This window comes from Gelidibacter salicanalis (assembly GCF_016469035.1).
GTDB classification, from domain to species: Bacteria; Bacteroidota; Bacteroidia; order Flavobacteriales; family Flavobacteriaceae; genus Gelidibacter; species Gelidibacter salicanalis_A.
In genome coordinates this window covers 1-288 of sequence record NZ_JAEHJZ010000484.1, presented here as the reverse complement: position 1 = coordinate 288, position 288 = coordinate 1, and the positions used below count along the sequence as shown (strand labels likewise).

The following is a 288-nucleotide window of genomic DNA, read 5'->3' as shown; positions in this document are numbered from 1 at the left end:
CTACGCCGATGCCATTGGTCGCACCATTACTCGTCTCGAAGAAGAGAGCCCTCAAACTCAAGTGAAAAGTGTCTCTGAAGAGGATGAATTCACGAAACCTACTCCACTGTTTTCATGCCAATTCACGAGCAATGACGGGTGCAGTTTCACACATTCCTGTCTTCCAGATACAGGTGCTACTGGTTCCCTCATTCATTCTGATATTATTATCAAGTATGGGATCAAAGAAGCCAAACAAAGCACCTCCCGGAAAGTGACAACTGCAAACGGATCTACCCTACAAACTTG

Annotated in this window: 1 protein-coding gene; it reads left to right on the top strand. The window is 45.5% G+C overall.

Annotated elements, in window-relative coordinates:
* Positions 1-288 (top strand): retropepsin-like aspartic protease (locus JEM65_RS21870; protein ID WP_199603878.1); only part of this gene is annotated, 288 nt, incomplete at both ends.